Source organism: Mesorhizobium sp. CNPSo 4688 (genome assembly GCF_057784295.1).
This window is the reverse complement of record NZ_JBWLUY010000006.1, coordinates 170,719-189,854: the sequence shown is the minus strand read 5'-3', so window position 1 is coordinate 189,854 and position 19,136 is coordinate 170,719. Positions and strand designations below refer to the sequence as shown.

General features: G+C 63.8%; 19 protein-coding genes. 6 read left to right on the top strand and 13 right to left on the bottom strand.

What is annotated here, in order from left to right; translation table 11 throughout:
• The first annotated feature begins 86 nt into the window (after window positions 1-86).
• From AC04SH_RS13095 to AC04SH_RS13080, 4 genes are all read left to right on the top strand, one after another.
• The gene (locus tag AC04SH_RS13095) at window positions 87-1,175 is read left to right on the top strand and encodes a Gfo/Idh/MocA family protein (protein ID WP_488575322.1); all 1,089 of its coding nucleotides are present in this window, start codon (window positions 87-89) and stop codon (window positions 1,173-1,175) included.
• Window positions 1,176-1,235: 60 nt separating this feature from the next.
• A complete protein-coding gene (locus AC04SH_RS13090) occupies window positions 1,236-2,150 on the top strand; it encodes a sugar phosphate isomerase/epimerase family protein (protein ID WP_477231643.1) in 915 nt (304 codons plus the stop codon).
• 20 nt (window positions 2,151-2,170) lie between these two features.
• Window positions 2,171-3,256: a fatty acid desaturase family protein gene (locus AC04SH_RS13085; protein WP_477231642.1), complete on the top strand. Its 1,086-nt coding sequence runs from the start codon at window positions 2,171-2,173 to the stop codon at window positions 3,254-3,256.
• A gap of 84 nt (window positions 3,257-3,340) precedes the next feature.
• Entirely contained in the window at window positions 3,341-4,144 is an 804-nt protein-coding gene (locus AC04SH_RS13080; protein ID WP_192259435.1) for a 3-methyl-2-oxobutanoate hydroxymethyltransferase, read from the top strand.
• A 25-nt stretch (window positions 4,145-4,169) separates the two neighbouring features.
• Here AC04SH_RS13080 and AC04SH_RS13075 read toward each other — a convergent pair whose 3' ends face one another.
• Both AC04SH_RS13075 and AC04SH_RS13070 read right to left on the bottom strand, forming a co-directional pair.
• The gene (locus tag AC04SH_RS13075) at window positions 4,170-5,651 is read right to left on the bottom strand and encodes an HAL/PAL/TAL family ammonia-lyase (protein ID WP_488575321.1); all 1,482 of its coding nucleotides are present in this window, start codon (window positions 5,649-5,651) and stop codon (window positions 4,170-4,172) included.
• Entirely contained in the window at window positions 5,648-6,649 is a 1,002-nt protein-coding gene (locus AC04SH_RS13070) for an ornithine cyclodeaminase family protein (protein ID WP_477231639.1), read from the bottom strand. The genes AC04SH_RS13075 and AC04SH_RS13070 overlap by 4 nt, the downstream gene beginning before the upstream one ends.
• 112 nt (window positions 6,650-6,761) lie before the next feature.
• On the opposite strand from AC04SH_RS13070, the gene AC04SH_RS13065 reads away from it, so the two are divergent.
• Together AC04SH_RS13065 and AC04SH_RS13060 are read left to right on the top strand one after the other, a co-directional pair.
• A complete protein-coding gene (locus AC04SH_RS13065) occupies window positions 6,762-8,195 on the top strand; it encodes a DHA2 family efflux MFS transporter permease subunit (RefSeq protein WP_488575320.1) in 1,434 nt (477 codons plus the stop codon).
• 102 nt (window positions 8,196-8,297) lie between these two features.
• The gene (locus AC04SH_RS13060; RefSeq protein WP_488575319.1) at window positions 8,298-8,705 is read left to right on the top strand and encodes a carboxymuconolactone decarboxylase family protein; all 408 of its coding nucleotides are present in this window, start codon (window positions 8,298-8,300) and stop codon (window positions 8,703-8,705) included.
• A gap of 168 nt (window positions 8,706-8,873) precedes the next feature.
• On the opposite strand, the gene AC04SH_RS13055 is transcribed toward AC04SH_RS13060, so the two are convergent.
• The 11 genes from AC04SH_RS13055 to AC04SH_RS13005 form a co-directional block, all read right to left on the bottom strand.
• Window positions 8,874-9,761 carry an amidohydrolase family protein gene (locus AC04SH_RS13055; RefSeq protein WP_488575471.1) on the bottom strand — a complete coding sequence of 296 codons (888 nt, stop codon included), beginning with the start codon at window positions 9,759-9,761 and terminating at the stop codon, window positions 8,874-8,876.
• Entirely contained in the window at window positions 9,761-10,879 is a 1,119-nt protein-coding gene (locus tag AC04SH_RS13050; RefSeq protein WP_488575470.1) for a vWA domain-containing protein, read from the bottom strand. The genes AC04SH_RS13055 and AC04SH_RS13050 overlap by 1 nt, the downstream gene beginning before the upstream one ends.
• Window positions 10,880-11,028: 149 nt before the next feature.
• A complete protein-coding gene (locus AC04SH_RS13045; protein WP_488575318.1) occupies window positions 11,029-11,910 on the bottom strand; it encodes an AAA family ATPase in 882 nt (293 codons plus the stop codon).
• 9 nt (window positions 11,911-11,919) lie between these two features.
• On the bottom strand, window positions 11,920-12,924 hold the full coding sequence (locus tag AC04SH_RS13040) for a xanthine dehydrogenase family protein molybdopterin-binding subunit (protein ID WP_488575317.1): 1,005 nt from the start codon (window positions 12,922-12,924) through the stop codon (window positions 11,920-11,922).
• A 1-nt stretch (window position 12,925) separates the two neighbouring features.
• Window positions 12,926-14,293 carry a xanthine dehydrogenase family protein molybdopterin-binding subunit gene (locus AC04SH_RS13035; protein ID WP_488575316.1) on the bottom strand — a complete coding sequence of 456 codons (1,368 nt, stop codon included), beginning with the start codon at window positions 14,291-14,293 and terminating at the stop codon, window positions 12,926-12,928.
• Window positions 14,294-14,420: 127 nt separating this feature from the next.
• The gene (locus AC04SH_RS13030; protein WP_488575315.1) at window positions 14,421-14,903 is read right to left on the bottom strand and encodes a (2Fe-2S)-binding protein; all 483 of its coding nucleotides are present in this window, start codon (window positions 14,901-14,903) and stop codon (window positions 14,421-14,423) included.
• 61 nt (window positions 14,904-14,964) lie between these two features.
• Complete coding sequence (locus AC04SH_RS13025; RefSeq protein WP_488575314.1) at window positions 14,965-15,759, bottom strand: FAD binding domain-containing protein; 795 nt, start codon at window positions 15,757-15,759, stop codon at window positions 14,965-14,967.
• A 15-nt stretch (window positions 15,760-15,774) separates the two neighbouring features.
• The gene (locus AC04SH_RS13020) at window positions 15,775-16,218 is read right to left on the bottom strand and encodes an SRPBCC family protein (RefSeq protein WP_488575313.1); all 444 of its coding nucleotides are present in this window, start codon (window positions 16,216-16,218) and stop codon (window positions 15,775-15,777) included.
• A gap of 112 nt (window positions 16,219-16,330) precedes the next feature.
• Window positions 16,331-17,158: a helix-turn-helix domain-containing protein gene (locus AC04SH_RS13015; RefSeq protein ID WP_488575312.1), complete on the bottom strand. Its 828-nt coding sequence runs from the start codon at window positions 17,156-17,158 to the stop codon at window positions 16,331-16,333.
• Between the two features lie 179 nt (window positions 17,159-17,337).
• Complete coding sequence (locus tag AC04SH_RS13010; protein WP_488575311.1) at window positions 17,338-18,108, bottom strand: SDR family oxidoreductase; 771 nt, start codon at window positions 18,106-18,108, stop codon at window positions 17,338-17,340.
• Window positions 18,109-18,132: 24 nt separating this feature from the next.
• Complete coding sequence (locus AC04SH_RS13005) at window positions 18,133-19,131, bottom strand: ABC transporter permease (protein ID WP_477231627.1); 999 nt, start codon at window positions 19,129-19,131, stop codon at window positions 18,133-18,135.
• Window positions 19,132-19,136 lie beyond the last annotated feature (5 nt).

Here is a 19,136-nt window from a genome sequence, read left to right as displayed (position 1 = left end):
TTCAGCGGTTCTGATGGGAATTGATGGAGCGGACCTTGGCTGAAGGACCGGCCGTGGCGTTATATCCTGTCCTCGAGGAGGAACGGATGGCAGGCCAGGGTTTCGAGCCGGATGTGAGGGTTCGCACCAGCGAATACCGGATCGGCTGCATCGGCGCCGGCATGATCATGGCCGAATGCCATCTCGCCGCCTATGCGCAGGCCGGATTTCCCGTGGTGGCAATCGCCTCGCGGACCAAGGCCAGCGCCGAGAAGGTGGCGACGCGCTGGAGCATTGCGACCGTTCACGACACGCCCGAGCAACTGATCGAGGACGAGCGGGTCGAGATCGTCGACCTTGCCTTTCCACCCGACCAGCAGCCGGCGCTGATCCGCCATGCGCTGAAGCAGAAGCACATCAAGGCGATCCTGGCGCAGAAGCCGCTGGCGCTGTCGGTGGAAGAGGCCGTCAAGCTACGCGACGAGGCTGCCAAGTCCGGCAAGATCCTCTCGGTCAACCAGAACATGCGCTACGATCAATCGATGCGCGTGCTGAAGCAGATCATCGAAAGCGGCGCGCTGGGCGAAATCGTCTTTGCTCAGATAGACATGCATGCAATCCCGCACTGGCAGACTTTCCTCGCGGACTACGACCGGCTGACGCTTGCCAATATGAGCGTGCACCATCTCGATGTGCTGCGCTTCCTGTTCGGCGATCCCTCGGAGATCACCACGCTGACGCGCAAGGACCCGCGCACGACATTCGACCACTCAGACGGCATCACGGTTTCGACGCTGCGCTTTCCCTCCGGTGTGCTCGCGGTGTCGCTGGAGGATGTCTGGTCCGGACCGCGCCAGCAAGGATACGAGGACGACCAGCACATCACCTGGCGCGTCGATGGCACCAAGGGCGTTGCCAAGGGCACCATCGGCTGGCCGAAGGGCGTGGCCTCGACACTGACCTATGCTTCGACCGAGACGACCGGCGGCAAGTGGGTTACCCCGAGCTGGGAGACGATGTGGTTCCCGCATGCCTTCATCGGCGTAATGGAGCAGCTGCAGCATGCGGTGAAGACAGGCTCGCCGCCGGCGCTGTCGGTCGCCGACAACGTCAAGACGATGGCGCTGGTCGAGGCGGGCTACCGCTCGATGGCGGAGGGCCGCACCGTCAAGCTGTCCGAGATTTCGATCGACTGAACACATGTTGCCGCCCAAATAGCGTGGCGGCTGAATCGCTTACCGGGAGGAGCTCACATCATGATGCAGGCAGGGATCTTCACCGGCTATTTCCCCTATGAGCTCGCGGAGTCCGCCCGGCGCATCCGAGCGCTCGGCTTCAACACGGTGCAGCTCGATTTGCATTTCAGGGATATTGATCTCACGGCCGGGCAGATCACGAAAGACAAAGCAAGGACGGTGCGCGACACGTTCCGCGACCACAATCTGCCGGTCTGCTGTATCTCGGGCTACACCAACATCATCCACCCGGATAAAGCCGAGCGCGAGAAGCGCGTCGGCTACCTCAAGGAGATTATCCGCAACGCGCGCGACTTCGGCTCGCCCTATGTGATCTCCGAGACCGGCACCTACAACACAGAATCCGACTGGGTGCATCACCCCAGGAACAAGACCGAGGAGGGGTTCGAGGAATGCCGCAAGGTGATCTCGGATCTTGCCCAGACCGCCTATGACCATGGCGCAGTGTTCCTGCTCGAAACCTATGTCAACAATGTCGTCGGCTCGGTCGAGGAGACGGTGAAAATGTTCGCGCAGGTCGACCACCCCGGCCTTGGCCTTTTGATGGATCCGACCAACTATTTCGAGGCGCACAACATCGACCGCATGGATCAGGTGCTGAACCAGGTGTTCGACACGCTGACCGACAAGATCCGGATCGCGCATGCCAAGGATGTGAAGCGCTCCGGCAGTGACAAGACGGAGAAGCATGCCGATATCGGTGACGCGGACGCGCATGAGGGGCTGACCTTCCGTGGCGTCGGCGAGATCGAATTGCCGGCGCCCGGCTTGGGCTCACTGAACTATGATCTTTATCTCAAGCGGCTCAGCGAAAAGCACCCGAACATTCCTGTTATCATCGAGCATCTGACCGAGGACGACGTGCCGCGCGCGAAAACATTTCTCGACGGGAAATTCCGCGCCAACGGTCTCTGAGGCCCGGGCGGGAGGTGACGATGGCGGCCAAGACAAAGCGCGATTACAGCCTGGTCGGCGAGAGCACCCGCCGGGCCATCGAGACCGGGCTTGCTTCGGCCGAGTGGTATCATACCGACGTGCCGCGCAAGGCGATGAAGGAGCTGATGCAGCGCTCCGACGGGCCGGCGATCCGCGATACCATCATCTGGATCGCTGCGATCCTGGGCTCGGCCACCGGCATCGTCTGGTTCTGGGGGACGTGGTGGGTGGTGCCATTCCTGCTTGTCTATGGCGTGCTCTATGGTTCGTCGAGCGATTCGCGCTGGCATGAATGCGGCCATGGCACGGCTTTCCGCACGCGCTGGATGAACGATGTCGTCTACGAGATTGCCAGCTTCATGGTGGTGCGCAACCCGGTGCAATGGCGCTGGAGCCATGCCCGGCATCACACCGATACCGTCATCGTCGGGCGCGATGCCGAGATCGCTGTCATGCGGCCGCCAAACCTGATCAAGGCGGCGCTCGCCTTCACCGGCATTCTCGATTTCCGCTATTCGCTGCCGATCCTGGTGCGCCAGGCGTTCGGCAAGCTGTCTGACGATGAAAAGAGCTACATTCCGGAAAGCGAACAGGGCAAGGCCATCATGGCGGCGCGCTGGCATGTGGCCATCTATGCGGCGGCGATTGCCGCCGCGATCGCGCTAAAATCATGGCTGCCGTTGGTGTTGATCGGCCTGCCACGCCTCTATGGCAGCTGGCACATGGTGCTGACCGGACTGCTGCAGCATATCGGGCTGGCCGACAATGTCGTCGACCATCGGCTGAACACCCGCACCGTCTACATGAACCCGGTCAGCCGCTTCATCTACTGGAACATGAATTATCACGTCGAACATCACATGTTCCCGATGGTGCCTTATCACGCGCTGCCGAGGCTGCACGAGTTGATCAAGCACGATTTGCCGGTGGCGAACCCGTCAATGTGGCATGCCTACCGCGAGGTCTGGCCGGTGCTTTTGAAGCAGCTGCGATACGAGGACTATTTCCTCAAGCGCGAATTGCCGCCGACGGCGCGGCCCTATCGCGGTGAGTTTCACGAGGTCGATATGTCGGCGGCGGAGTAGTCGTGCCTATGAACCCAGCTATCCGGCCTGTCTCGTGGCCGGTAAGGTGATCGGGAAAATCAATTCCAGCAACAGGGACATTAGATGAGCCGAAAGAGACCGACGGTGGCCGATTTACGCGCTATGAAGGGCAAGCGCCAGCTAACCATGCTGCGCGTGCTGACCATGGATGAGGCCGAGGCCGCCGAGCGGGCAGGGGTAGACATCGTCTCGGTGCCGCCGGAGCTGGTGCTCAACCCGCAATACCGCGATGCCGCGCCCAGCCTGTTCACCATGCCGGGCGAGAACTTTTACGAGATCGGCACGGCGGACGATTTCCTGCGCTGGGCCTTCCGGCTCTACAAGGCCGGCGCCGACGCGGTCTATTGCAGCGCCGGCTTCGCCACCGTCAAACGGCTTGCCGACGATGCCATCCCCGTCATCGGCCATGTCGGCCTCATTCCGTCGCGCGCGACCTGGACCGGCGGCTTCAAGGCGGTCGGCAAGACCGCCGACACCGCCATGCAGATCTTCGAGGCGGTCAAGCAGTATGAGGCCGTCGGTGCGCTGGGCGCCGAGATCGAAGTGGTGCCGGTCGAGGTGGCGAAGGCGATCTCGGAGCGCACCTCGCTGATCATGCTGTCGATGGGAGCGGGCACCGGCTGCGATGCGCAATACCTGTTCGCCGACGACATACTTGGCCAGAACCGGGGCCACATGCCGCGCCATTCCAAGGTCTATCGCAATTTCGCAGCCGAATATGACCGCTTGCAAGCAGAGCGGGTGGCGGCGTTTTCCGAATATGTCGCCGACGTCAACAGCGGCGCTTATCCGGAAGACAAGCATGTGGTGCGCATGGACCCGGCCGAGCTCAGCCAATTCATGAAAAGGGTGGATGAAAAGGCCTGAACTCGCCGATCTGGCCTGGTCGCGGTTACGCCCGCCAACCACCGTTGGCGAGCGAGGCGTAAAGCGGCTCGGCGTCCGGGCCGAGTGGCCTGTCTTCCCTGAGGCTCGCCACGTGCGCGCGCACCGCCGCATGGATGACTCCTGTCGCCGGCGCCAGCGTCAGGCCTTCGCGCAAATCGACCGCCTGTGCTGCCGCCATCAGCTCAAAGGCGATCAACCGTCTCCACAGGACGATCATGCCGGCGCATTTCGTAACAGCGAGCAGCGTCTGCGTCGCATGGTCCTCGACGCCTTCCGAGACCGGCAGGAAGTCGAGCATCACGGGATTGGCCTTGTGGCGGATGGCGGCGAGGATCGCCGTGACTGTCTTTTGCAGCGGCACGAAGCCGGCGGACGCGCCGCCGATTGGCGACAAATATTTGGGCAGGCCGTTGCGGCCGGAGCCGGTGAGTTGGACGAAGCGTGCGGCCGTTGCGGCTGAGGCCTGCGCGATGGCGAGGCCAAGCGTCTCGAAAGCGAGTGCCATTGAGGCGGTGTGGAAATTGCCTGTCGACAAGACCAGATTGTCCTCTCCGAGTACCAGCGGATTGTCGGCGGCGGCGTTGAGCTCGATTTCTACCGCAAGCCTTGCATTGTCGATCGCCTGGATCAGCGCGCCGTGTATCGACGGCATGCAGCGGACCGAAAGCGGATCCTGCAAGGTGGTGGGCGGCGGTTGCTCGTCGCGGGCGAGCAGATCACGTAGCTCCTTTGCCGCAAGCTGCTGGCAGGCCGCCGGACGCGCCAGATGCAGGCGCGGATCGAGAATGGTGCGGTTGGCGCCAAGTGCCTCCATCGTCAGTGCGCCGGCTTGCTGCTGTTGTTCAAAGGCTGAGAGGGCATCAGCGAGCGCCAGCGCGCCGGCGCCCGTCGAGACCGCCGAAGCATTGATCAACGACAGTCCGTCTTTGGGCGCCAGGCTGACCGGCGCCAGCCGCGCCATCATCAACGCCTTTGCGGAAGGCATGCGCCGGCCTTGGTAGTCAGCCTCGCCCTCCGCAATCAGCGTGCGGGCTATCGCGGTCATCAGCAGCAGGTCGCCGGCGCCGATTGAACCTAGAGACGGCATCACAGGATGAACGCCCGCATTGAGCGCGTCGACAAGGGCGGTCAAAACAGCCGGCGAAATACCCGAACCGCCAACCGAGAACATCGCGGCACGCGCCAGCATGGTCGCCCGCACCGCCTCTTGCGGCAGCGGCTCGCCGACAGCGCCGCTGCGGCCTTCCAGCAGCTGGCGCTGGAAGGCACTGGCATCGCCTTCGACCGTGGTGCCGAGATTGGCGCCGAGCCCGGTGTTGAGGCCGTAAATCTGCTGGCCGGACGCGGCGGCCTGGTCAAGCACTTTGCGAGCTTTGTCGAGCCTCTCGATGACCGCAGGCCCGACCTCGACCTTGCGGCCGCCACGGGCGACGGCCGCGACATCCTCGACGCTGATGCCGGCGCCGCTGAGGACGAGCGCGCTCATGCGAAGCGCAGCCTCTGGCCAATGCCCTTGTCTGCGGCCTTGGCCAGCATTGCCTTGCCCAGCGCAATGTCGGACAGCGACAGGCCGCGATGCCAGAACAGGATCGTCTCGTCGTCGCTTTCGCGCCCGGCTTTCAGGCCGGCAGCGATCTGGCCGAGTTCGGCATGCAGCGTCTTTTCGCTCAGCCGCCCGGTCTCGACATGGGCGCGCAGCGAACCGAACTTGCCGCCCTTGCACTGGCCCCAATCGTCGACGACCATTTTCTGCATGATGTCGGTCAGCGACAGCTCCACCGCGCTCATCGTACCATAGGGCACGACGAAAGCGCCGGGCTTGATCCACTCGGTCTTGAGCAGCGGCTGCGGCTCCGAAAGCCGCGAGGCCTCGACGACGATGTCGGCGCCTTTCACGCAGCTCTCCCAGTCAGCGACCGCGGTGACCTTCTTGCCGAGATCGGCTGAAAGTTTGGCCGCAAAGCCGTCGCGGCTTTCCGGCCGGCGCGAATGGACGCGGATCTCGTCGAAATCGAAGAGATGATCGAGCAGGCGCACATTCCAGTAGGCGGTGCCGCGCGCGCCGATATGGGCAAGCACCTTCGAGTTCTTGCGCGCCAGATGCTTGGCGCCGATGGCGGTGACGGCGCCGGTGCGCATGTCGGTGATGACGGTGGCGTCGAGGATGGCGCGCGGCGTGCCGGTGCGCGGATCGAACAGGTTCAAAATGCCGAATTCCGAGGGCAGGCCGTGCAGATAATTGTCGACATAGTCGCCGACGATTTTCACGCCGGCCGCATCGAGCGGCGCGACGTAGCCGCGCAGCACGTTGAAATGGCCGTGGAAGGAGGGATCAGGCTCGAGATGGACGCGCGGCTCGATCACCGTCTGGCCATTGCCTTGCGCGACCAGTCCGGCCTCGACGGCGGCGATGATTTCGCCGTCGGTCATCTCAAGGGCTTCGATATCGAGGGCATTGAGGTAGTCGATATAGATCGGCTTCATGCAGGTTCCTTGCCGCTAAGGCGCTAATCCATAACAGGCCGCGCGCCGACACGGAAGTTTGTTGGCTAGGCTCTGGACTGGGCCAGCCATATGCTGTTCAACGCGGTTCGTCATGACTGCCGTTCCCGACACCGAAGCCTCCACTGAGACCGCCAGCAATGCGCGGCGCGTGGCGCTGATCGTCGCCATCGCGTTTTTCATGCAGCTGCTGGATTCGACGATCATCTCGACCTCGCTGCCGCAGATGGGCCAATCCTTCGGCGTGCCGGCGGTGGCGATGAGCATCGGCATCACCGTCTATATGCTGACCATGGCGGTGTTCGTACCGCTGTCGGGCTGGCTTGCCGACCGCTTCGGGGCGCGCAACATCTTCCTGCTGGCGATCGTGCTGTTCACGCTGGCCTCGCTCGTCTGCGGCTTCTCGCAAAGTCTCCCTCAATTCGTCGCTGCCCGCGTCGTGCAGGGCCTGGGCAGCGCGCTGATGACGCCGGTCGGGCGTATTCTCGTGCTACGCAATGCGCCGAAGTCGGAGCTGCTCAACGCCACGGCGCTGATCACCTGGCCGGCGCTGTTCGCGCCCGTTGTCGGGCCGGTGCTCGGCGGCTTCATCACCACCTATCTCTCCTGGCACTGGAATTTCTTCATCAACATCCCGCTTGGGTTGATCGGACTGGCGCTGGTCGCCCGCTTCATTCCCGGCGACCGCGAGGCCGATCCCAAGCCTTTGGATTGGCCGGGGTTTTTCCTGACGTCGCTGGGGCTTGCGCTCCTGCTCTATGGCCTTGAACGCATTGCGCATCCCGAAGACGGCGCCTTGCCGACGGTGTTGCTGATCGCGGCGGGCATCTTCATCGGCTGGCTGGCGGCGCGGCATCTCAGGCGCGCACCGCATCCGCTGCTCGATCTCAGTGCGTTCAAGGTACTGACCTTCGCCATCTCGACGCTTGCCGCCGGCACGATCTTCCGTGTGGCGATCAACGCCACGCCGTTCCTGCTGCCATTGCTGTTCCAGGTTGGTTTCGGCCTTTCGCCGGTCGATGCCGGCCTGATGATCCTGGCCTATTTCCTCGGCAATCTCGGCATGAAGACGGTGACGACGCCGATGCTGCGGCGTTTCGGTTTTCGCACGGTGATGGTCGTCAACGGCATCATCGCGTCGGCCTCGATCATGGCCTGCGCGGCGATCTCGCCTGAGACGCCGCAGGCGCTGGTGGTGGCGTTGATGCTGGTCGCCGGCCTGTCGCGCTCGATGCAGTTTACCGCGCTGAACACGCTGGCCTTCGCCGACATCGACGCGACGCAGCGCAGTTCGGCGGCGACGCTGTCATCGATGCTGCAGCAGATAGCGATGCTGTTCGGCGTCGCGGTGGCGGCGGCGATCCTCAACCTGTCGCAGATCGTCAGGGCGCAGCCGGCGCTGGACCTCATCGATTTTCGCATCGCCTTTGTTGTGATCGGCGCCATCGGGCTGGTGGCGGCGTTGCGGTTCCTCGTGCTGCCGCCCGGTGCGGGCGCCGAGGTTTCGGGTCACGCGACGCAGGGTTGACGTTCAGCCCAAAAATCAAAGTGTGGCAAAGGGATTAGCCGTGTTTGCTCACGCCTTGATTCACCCCCAGCTTGCAGAATGATCCAAACGAAAGGAAACGTCATGGCCGCCACAAGACTTCTCAGCGATGCCGAGGTGGAGAAGATCCCCGCGGTGAAGGCAGTGTTCGACGAGATCCGGGCGACGCGCAAATCGGATTTCGTCAACAATTTCTGGCGCGGGCTGGCCAATGATCCACCCTTGCTGAAACGGACCTGGGAACAGGTGAAGGTGGTGATGGCCACGGAGAGCGCCATCGATCCGCTGACCAAGGAGATGATCTACATCGCAGTCTCGACCGCCAATGGCTGCTCCTACTGCGTCCATTCGCATACGGCCGCCGCTCGCGCCAAGGGCATGACCGATGCGCAGCACGGGGAGCTGGTGTCGATCATCGGGCTTGCCGGGCAGACCAACCATCTGGTGACGGCGATGCAGATTCCGGTCGATCCGGAGTTTGAGGTGAAGTAGGCTCTTCACCTTCTCCCCCTGTGGGAGAAGGTGTCGCCGAAGGCGACGGATGAGGGGTGCTCCAGGGAACGCCAACGTTTCACTCCGCTGGAACACCCCTCATCCGTCTCGGCGCTGCGCGCCGATCCACCTTCCCCCACAAGGGGGGAAGGCAAGGGCAGCGCCGCGCTATACCGGCCGATAAACCTTCTCGGCCGTGTTCCAGAAAATATCCCCCTCAGCCGCCGCCCCGTGCTTCGCCACTGCCGCGCGGTGCGCCTGGATCAGCTCGGCGTGGCTGGTCCACAGTTTCTCGATCGGGAAGTTCGAGCCGAACATCAGGTGGTCGCTACCCAGAATGTCGATCGCATTGTTGACGATGTAGGCGATCAGATCCGGGTCGTTGCGGTGCACGAAGGTGCCGAGTCCGGACAGTTTGGCATAGAAGTTGGGCGCGGCGGAGAGCGTGCGCAGGCCAGCCTTCCAGGCCTCGGTCGTCTCCGGCTCCATGCTGGTCAGCATACCGGCATGGGTGAGGATGAAATTGGTCTGCGGGTTCTCGCCGACCAGCGTCAGCCCGTCCTTCATCTGGGCGGGGAAAAGCTGGAGGTCGAAGGACAGACCATAATCCTTCAGCCGCGCGACATTGGCGCGGATCTTGGGGTCGATGACCTGGTCGGCCGAGGCGGCGAAGCGGAAGGCCGGCGTCTCATGCCAGTGCAGCTGCATGCGCACGCCGCGCAGCAGCGGATACTTTTTCAACCGATCAATCCGCGGTCTGACATCGTCGACCGTCATGTCGGTATAGCCGACGATGGCGTGCGGCCAGCCGGTTTCATCAGCGGTCTTCTGCAGGAAGGCGACTTCCTTCTCGAAATCCTCCTTGGCCCAGTTGGTCTGGACATAGACGGCTTTCTCGACGCCGGCGCCCTTCTGGTCTTCGAGGAATTCCGTGATCGGATAGTCGCGGCGGATCGGCTCATAGGGGCCGAAAATGCGCGGCACCATCGGTCCGACCAGCCAGGGCTGATCCTTCTGGCGCCAGATGTGGAAATGCGCGTCGATGGCTCTCTGCATCACGAAACCCTTTTCCAGATTGTCGATGCCGCCGGGGCAGGGTGGGCGAGCGACAGGATGAAATCGGTGAGGCTGTTCAGCGACGAGCCGTCGATGAGATCGTCGAGGTCAGGCAGGATAGCGCGCAGCGCCGCTGTAGCGGGCTGGAAGCGCGGATCGCCGGCCAAAGGTGTTGCCAGCGAAAGCCGGAAGGCGCTGGCGCTCAGGCGGCGTATCGCGGTTTCGAGATCGGCATGGTCGCCGCGTTCCAGCGCATCCGACAGGATGACGACTGCAGCACCGCGCGCGAAGGCCGAGAAGCGCGGCACCGAGAGAAAGGCGAGCAGCGTCGGTCCCATGCGGGTGCCGCCATCCCAGTCGTCGACCAGTGCAGCGGCGCGCGCCAGCGCCTGGTCACGATCACGGATGCGCAGTGCCGAGGTGATGCGGGTGAGCCGCGTGCCGAAGGTGAAGATCTCGGCACGGTCGGCGCCTTGCACGGTCGCATGCGCCAGTTTGAGATAGTCGGCAGTATGCAGCTTCATCGAGCCGGAGATATCGATCAAGAGCAGCAGCTTGCGCGGCATGGTCTGGCGGCGGCGCAACAGCGGCGAGGGGATGTCGCCATCGGCGCTGACGATTTCGCTGAGCGAACGGCGCAGGTCGAGCGTGCCGCGCGAACGGGTGCGCACGGTGCGGAAGGAGCGGCGCGCGGGCAGCGCGGAAGCGAGCTTGCGGCAAAAGGGGCCAAGGCCATCATCGTCGCGCTGGAAGTCGCGGCTGCTCAGCTGTTCGATCGCCGACGACAATTCGCCACCTTTCTCTTGGCGCGCGGTCTGGTTCTTTTCCTCGCGCGTGCCGTGATCGTCCTTGATGCGGGTTTCCTCGTCCTCTTCGCCTTCGATCGAGGGGCTGGCGTCGCCATAAAAATGACTGCGGAAATGCGCGTCGAATTCGCCGCGGCGGTCGGGTGAGGGCGCGAGCGTTGCGAGCGCCGCCTCGTGGATGTCGGCCATGGAGCGCGGGCCGAGCAGGGTAACGGCCTGCATGAAGCTGGAGACTTGCTCGGGTGCGATGGGAAAGGCGTGGTGGCGCAGCAGCTGAGCGAAGCCGAGCAAGGGTTCGGCGGCGCGGGGCAAGCTCTCCTCGCCCCGTTTACGGGGAGAGGATGCCGGCAGGCAGGTGAGGGGCAGCGCCACCTTCTGCCCACCATGGCGCCGCCCCTCATCCGCCCCTTCGGGGCACCTTCTCCCCGTGAACGGGGCGAAGGGGTCGTTGAGGTCCCGGCTCACGCCAGTGCCTCCTCGACAATCCGGCCAAGCTCCGGTGCGATAGAGGATAGATCCTCCTCGTCCTTGATCAGCACGCCGATGGCGCGGCGGAAGGCTTGTGGCCATGGACTGCCGCCCTTTTCGAGGATAGTTGCGGCGTTGGCCCACTCTACGGCCTCGGAGATGCCCGGCGGCTTGGCGAGCGGGCGGCCGCGGATCTCCTGCACGGCATGGGCGACCGCACGCGCGGTGGCCTCGGCGACACCGCCGGCGCGTAGCATGATGATCTCGGCTTCTCGCTTTGCATCGGGGTAGCCGATCCAATGATAGACGCAGCGGCGGCGCAGCGCTTCCGCCAGCTCCCGGGTGCGGTTGGAGGTCAGGATGACGACCGGCTGCGCCTCGGCGCGAATGGTGCCGCGTTCGGGAATGCTGATCTGGAAGTCGGAGAGAAATTCCAGAAGCAGCGCTTCGAACTCATGGTCCGAGCGGTCGATCTCGTCGACCAGCAGCACAAGCTGCTCGGGCGCCCGCAGCACTTGCAGCAGCGGCCGGGCGATCAAAAAACGGTCGTCATAGATGTCAATTTCGTGCTCGCCGGCATGGCGGATGGCGAGCAGCTGGCGCTGGTAGTTCCATTCGTAGAGCGCATGCGCGGCATCAATGCCTTCATAGCATTGCAGCCGCACCAAATCGCGTCCGAGCAGTTCGGCGATGGCCTTGGCGGCTTCCGTCTTGCCGACACCCGGCGCGCCTTCGAGCAGTAGCGGCTTGCGGAGCCGAATGGCGAGGAAGATGGCGGTCGCCAGGCTGTCGTCGGCGAGATAGCGCGAGGCGGCGAGATGCTGCGCCACCGCCTCCGGTGAGGTCGCGACAGTCTCGGCAGTCACCTCCGGCATTTCCAGTCCTCAGCTCGCCGCCTGCGCCTTGAGCGCCCGCAGGATGCGCTCCGGCGTGATCGGCAGCGTGTCGATGCGCACGCCGACGGCGTCGAAGACGGCATTGGCCACCGCCGGTATCTGCGGGTTGGCGCACATCTCGCCCGGTCCTTTGGCGCCATAGGGCCCGTCGGCGGACGGTCGCTCCAGCACGATGATCTCGGTCTCGGCGAGGTCGCCGGGCCCCGGCATCAGATACTGGTTGAAGTCGGTGCCGCCATGGTCGCGGTTGGGATAATAGGGCTCGGTCGTCTCGTAGAGGGCATGGCTGATGCCCATCCAGGAGCCGCCGACCAACTGCTGCTCGACCATTTTCGGGTTCAGCGCACGGCCGATCTCGAAAATGTTCTTCACCGTCAGCACCGTCACCTCACCGGTCTCGTCGTCGACCTCGACTTCGGCCACCGTGCAGGCATGGGCGTAGCAGGTCGACGGCTTCATCGCCCCGGTTTCCTTCTCTGGGTAGGAGCGCGGGATCAGGAACATGCCCCGGCCCGAAATGGAGCGGCCGCGCTTGAAATGCGCCGACAGCGCGACATCGAAGATCGAAATCGACTTTTGCGGTGCGCCCTTGACCAGGATGTTGCCTTCGCCATCCGTCTCGAGGTCGGAGGCGTTCACCTCCAGCTCTTCGGCGGCCACTTCCAGCATCACCTGGCGGGCTTCCTTGGCCGCCTGGATGACGGCATTGCCTGCGCGGTGCGTGCCGCGCGAGGCGAAGGTGCCCATGCAGTGCGGGCCGGTGTCGGTGTCGGCGGTGTCGATGATGACGCGGTCAGTCGGCACGCCGATGGTCTCGGCGCAGATCTGCGCCATGATCTGCTTCAGGCCCTGGCCGAGATCGACCGAGGATAGCGTGACCATGAAATTGCCGGTCGGTGTCGAATGCACCAGCGCCTGGGTCGGATCGCCGCCGAGATTCATGCCGGTGGGGTAGTTGATCGCGGCGACGCCGCGTCCGCGCCGGATCGCCATCTCAAGCTCCCTTCGTATAGGAAGACATCGCCATGAATTTCTCCGCCACCGGCCAGTTGGCGGCGCGCGAGGCCTCCTGCATGCATTCGATGAGTGCGGCGCCTTCTGTCGGCTGGCGATGCGCCTTCATGTCGCCGTCGCGATAGGCGTTGATGAAGCGGAATTCGAGCGGGTCCATGCCGATCAGCCGCGCCAGCTTGTCCATCTGCACCTCCAGCGCGAAGTCGCCGATGGTGACGCCGAAGCCGCGCATGGCCGACGACGGCGTGCGGTTGGTGTAGACGCAATAAGTGTCGATCCAGACATTGGGGATCGTGTAGGGGCCGGGATAGTGCGCCGCCCCTTTCTGCGCGCCATAGGGCGAGTGGCGCGAATAGGCGCCGGCGTCGGTGTAGCCGGTGACTTTGCGCGCGACGATGCGGCCATCCTTCATCACGCCGTCCTTGATGACGACCTTTTCGGCCGCGCGCGGCGAGGAGATTTGCATCTCCTCCTCGCGGCTGTAGATGAAACAGACCGGTCGTCCGGTTAGTTTGGCGCCGAGGATGGCAATCGGCTCGACGATGACATCGACCTTGCCGCCAAAGCCGCCGCCGACCGTGCCGCCGACGAAATGCAGCTTCGAGCCCGGCATCTGCAGGATGATCGAGGCGTTGTCGAGGGTGAAGAACATCGCCTGCGTGTTGGTGTAGCAGGTGAAGCGGTCATTGCCCTCGGGCGCGATGATACAGCCGGTGGTCTCGGTCGGCGCATGCTCGATCGGCGAGGACTGGTAGCTCTGCTCGAGGATGTGGTCGGCGCCGGCAAAGCCCGCTTCGACATCGCCGAAACGCACCTTGCGGCATTCGCCGCTGTCGTAGAGATAATAATTCTGACCGTGGTATTCGTTGACCAACGGTGCGCCAGGTTTCAGCGCTTCCTCCATGTCGAAGACGGCCGGTAGCACCTCGTAGTCGACCTTGACCTTGGCGGCGGCTTCCTGCGCCGCGCGCTCCGTCTCGGCCAGCACCGCCACCACGGCCTCGCCCTTCCAGCGCACCTTGCCGTCGGCCAGCACCGTTTCGTCCTCCGGCCCGATCTGGATCAGGATCAGGATGGTGTAGACATTGTGCGGCACGTCCTTGGCGGTGAGGATTTTCACAACGCCCGGATGCTCTTCGGCTTCGGAAATGTCGATCGCGCGGATGCGGGCATGATGGTGTGGGCTGCGCACCATCTTCAGGTGCAGCATGCCGGGGAAATTGCGGTCGGCGAAATAGGCGGTCTTGCCGGTGACATGGCCTGGCGAATCCAACCGTGGCCGCCCCTGGCCGATCTCGTGCAGGCCGTCCTTGCGCTGGTCGGCGAAATAGCTCTTGCGCAGTTCCATTCTTTTGGTCCCCTCAGAGCATGATGCCGAAAAGTGTGAAGCGGTTTTCGGACGACATTATGCTCTATCTCTTTGATTTAGAGCCGGATTCAGATTTCAGGTCGATTCGACCTGAAATCATCCGGCTCTAGGCCGCGTTCTGCGAATTGGCGCGCGCCGCGGTCAGCACCGCCTGGATGATCGGCTCATAGCCGGTGCAGCGGCAGATGTTGCCGGACAGCGCCTCGACGACATCCTCGCGGCTGGGGTTGGGCGTGTGGTCGAGCAGCACCTTGGCCGCCATGATCATGCCCGGCGTGCAGAAGCCGCACTGCGTGGCGAAGGCGTCGAGGAAGGCGCGCTGCAGCGGATGCAAAACGCCGGCTTCGGCGAGGCCAGATGTCGTGGTGATGGCCGCCCCATTGCAGGTTTCGGCCAGGGTCAGGCAAGAGAGCCGGAGTTCGCCGTCGATGATGACCGAGCAGGCGCCACAGGTGCCCTGATGGCAGCCGCCCTTCGGCGAGGTGTCGCCGATCTTGTCGCGCAGTGCATGCAGCAGCGTCGTGCCGCCCTCGACGAATTCGGCCTTCTCGCTGCCGTTGAGCGTGAACTGAACCGGAACCTTTGCCATGTTTTCCTCCCAGCGCGCCTGCCCGATTGATCGGACAGACGCGCGCCCCCCCTAGCGGTGGTTAAGTAAGCAGCAGACGACCAAGATGGACCGGCAGGACCTCGGCGCGATACCAGGCGCTGGCGATCGGATCGGTGATCGGCGAAGTGCCTTCACCTGCCGCAGCCAGCGCTGCTGCGATGCCGTCCCGGTCAAGCCGCTTGCCGATCAGCGCCTTTTCCGCCGCCCTGGCGCGCATCGGCCGGTCTGCCATGCAGCCGAGCGCGATCCGCGCCGAGGATATGGCGCCGTCGCCGGTCTGTTCGAGCACGGCGGCGATGCTCAGCACCGAGACGCCCTTGGGTTTCACGCGCGACACTTTCAGGAAGCGGAAGCTCTCGGCCTTCGGCAGCGCGAAGCCGACTGAGGTGACGATGGCGTGGTTGTCGTCCCGCATGGCCAAGAAATCCCCAATCGGCAATTCCCCGTCATCGGTACCGACCGTCGCATCGAGCGCCAGCAGAGCGACCGCGAAATCGCCATAGGGCGCGGGTGCAAACAAATTGCCTCCGACGGTCGCCATGTTGCGGATCGCCGGGCCGCCGACGGCGCGTGCGGCCTTGGTGAGCGTGGCTAACTCGGGATGGCGGGCGACGGCCGCCATCGTCACCGACGCGCCGATGCGGGCCTTGCCGTCCGTGACCTCGATGGCCGAAAGCGCCGGATCGGTCGAGCGAACAAGACTGGAGACCGAAATGTCGCCTTCATTGGCGGCGCGTACGACCAGCGTGCCGCCGCCGAGATAACGGGTGCCGGCAGCTTTTAGCGCCGCATTGGCATCCCGAACGGTCGAAAAAGTCTGGAGGGCAAGTGCCATGGCAGGCTCCCCGGTTCAGCTTTGGCCGGCGAAATGGCTTTTCAGCGCATTGAAGCCGCCCTGGAAGACATTGGCGCCCATGCCGGCGGCAATCTTGTCGGCCTCTTCGGGCGCGGCGTCGAAGCTCGCTGTCCATTCGGCATAGGTGCGGTCGCCGTCGGTCACCCGGCGCAATTGCAGCGTCGCCGTGTGGTTGGTCAGCGGCTGCGGCGTTTCGAGGATGGAATAGCTGACGCGGAAATTCTCGTCGGAGAAATCGAGCAGCTTTTCACGAATGCGGGCGCCGCTGGCGAGCTCGAAATTGCGCACGCAGCCGATGGTGCCGGCGTCCTTGCCGTCCTCTATATGGCTTTCGACCATGCGTGGGTGCCAGCCCGGGAGGCCGTTGAAGTCGCGTATGCGCGCCCAGACCTTTTCGACCGGCGCGTCGATGACGCTGGAGATGGTGACATCAACCATATGCTCTTCCCCTACAAATCCAACATGTGGCGAGGGTAGGGCGGCAGCTGGCGCGGCGCTTATCAATGCGTCTCGCGTCCGTATCAAGGAGTCTGAAAAACAGCCGTTTCGCTCAGGCCATGGCCCGCGCCGCCTCGCGGTAAAGCGTCGGCGGCACGCCGACATGGTCGCGGAAGAAGCGCGAGAAATTGCCCTGGGTGGTGAAGCCGAGATTGCAGGCGACCGCGATCAGCGGCTCCTGCGACCACTGCAATTGCCGCACGGCTTCCTCCATGCGCAGCGTGTTCCAGTAGACATTGGGCGTCAGATTGGTCTGTTCCTTGAACAAAGCGAAGAAATGCGGCCGCGACAGGCCGACGCTGCGGGCGACATCGTCGAACGAAATACGTTCGCAGACATTGGCCTTCATCAGCTGGATTGCCTTGCGGACGCGGAAATCCTGCATGGTGTTGATGCGGATGCGTGCCTCCTGCGGCGCCGAGGCATCGGCGGCGTCGAGCACGGAATCGATGAAGCGCTCGATCTCGTAATTGGCGACGTCGTCGATGCTTTCATTGTCGCTCAGATGATCGAGCAGATTGGCGGCGGCCTGGTGCAGCCAGGGTTCGAGCGTGATCGCGGCCTGCGCGAACAGCGGCGCTGACGAAGGCAGGTCGCGGCGCCGGCGCGCCCAGTCCGGGTCGATGTAGAAGGCCAGGAACAGGCCCGGCCTGCCGTTTTGCGACAGGACATGGCTGTGCGGCTGAAAGGAGTTGATGCCGGCGGCGGTGCCTGGACCCAGCCGCACCGTCTCGCGGCCGATGGTCATCTCGCCGGCCGTGCCTTCCAGCCAGATGATGATGTGGGCCTCGACATGAGCATGGGTGACGAAGTCGCTGGCGACATTCAGGACAGAAACATGTCCGAACCGGCCCCAATAGAGCCTGATCGCGTCCGTCATGGGTATATCCTCCCGCAGACGACTGGCCTCCCTTCGCCTGCATTGGGATTGTGCGGCTGAGTTCGGGCTCCCGTCAAGGCGCAGGGCGAAAGCAGCCGTGTGCTGCCATGCGCGGCAGCGGATTTTCAGACTGAGCGATAGGGTTTTGCCTTCTCCCACAAGGGAGAAGGGAAGAACCATCAAACCGAAGCCGTCATGCCGCCGTCGACATAGAGTGTGTGGCCGTTCACGAAGGACGATGCGTCCGACGCCAGGAACACGGCGGCGCCGATCAGCTCGTCGACATAGCCCCAGCGGCCGGCGGGCGTGCGCTTTTCCAGCCAGGCGGAGAATTCCTGGTTGTCGACCAGCGCCTGGTTCATTTCGGTGCGGAAGTAGCCGGGGGCGATGGCGTTGATCTGCAAGCCGTATTTCGCCCAATCGGTGCACATGCCCCGGGTCAGGTTGCGGATCGCGCCCTTGGTCGCGGTATAGGGCGCGATGTTGGGCCGGGCGAGTTCGCTCTGCACCGAACCGATGTTGATGATCTTGCCTTTTCCGCGCGCGATCATGTTGCGGGCGACCGCCTTGCCGGCATGGAAGGCGCCGGAGACATTGGTCTTGAACAGCCGCTCCCACTGCTCCTCGGGAAAATCCTCGAGCGGGGCGCGAAACTGGATGCCGGCATTGTTGATCAGGATGTCGATCGGACCGATCTCGGCCTCGATCCTGGCGACATCCGCATCGACGGCGCGAAAATCGGTCACATCGAAAACAGAGGCGTGCGCCGTGAAGCCGGCGTCGCGCAAACCTGTCACTGCGTTCGCGACCTTGCCGGCATCGCGGCCGTTGAGCATGACATTGGCACCATGCTCGGCAAGGCCGCGCGCCAATGCCAGGCCGATGCCTTGGCCGGAGCCGGTGATCAGCGCCAGCCGGCCGCTAAGATCGAACAGCGATTTCGATGTCAAAGCAATGGTTTCCAGCCGAAGGTTTCAGTCATTGCGCCTGAAGTTGCGGATGCGGTCGAACAACACCGCAAGCAGGATGGCGCCGCCGATGAACACGCCTTGCCAGAAGGCATTGATGCCGAGCAGACCGAGGCTGTTGCGGATCACTTCGATGAGCGCGGCACCGACGATGGCGCCGAAGGCGGTGCCGACGCCACCGGCGAGATTGGCGCCGCCGATGACGGTGGCGGCGATCACCTGCAGCTCCATGCCGGTGCCGAGATTGGTGGTGACGGCGCCCAGCCATCCGGTCTGGACGATGCCGGCAATGCCGGCCGCCAGCGCCGAAATCATATAGACGGCGACCTTGATCTGCTTGACGGGAACGCCAGTCAGCGTCGCCGCGTGCTCATTGCCGCCAATGGCGAAGATGTGGCGGCCGAACTTGGTCCAGCGCAGCGTGAAGCCGGTGATCAGCGCCAAAAGGATCATGTAGAGCACCGGATTGGCGATGCCGAACACCCAGGCGCCGCCGCCCAGCGCCAGAAGCTTGTCGTGGTCCGGGCCGAACTGGAAGACGACGGTGTTGTTGGAGGCGACCATGGCCAGGCTGCGCGCGATCGACAGCATGCCGAGCGTCACCACGAAAGGCGGAAAGCCGAGATAGGCGATCAATATGCCGTTGAAGGCGCCGATGGCCAGCGCGGTGGCGATCGAGGCCAGGATGCCGACCTCGATCGAGTAGCCTGCATGCATGGTCACGGCCAGCACCATCGACGACAGGCACAGCACCGAGCCGACCGACAGGTCGATGCCGCCGGTGATGATGACGAAGGTCATGCCGAGCGCGATGATGGCGACGAAAGTGATGTTGCGGGTGATGTTGTAGAGGTTTTTCTGGGTGGCGAAGGCGTCGGTGGCAAACGACAGGAAAATGCAGGCGAGGATGACGGCAATCACCACCCAGAAGGTCTGGCTGGCGAATATGCGCGAGAAAAAGCTGTGCTGTTTCTGCGCGATCGTCTGGTCAAGCGTGACTGCCATTGTCG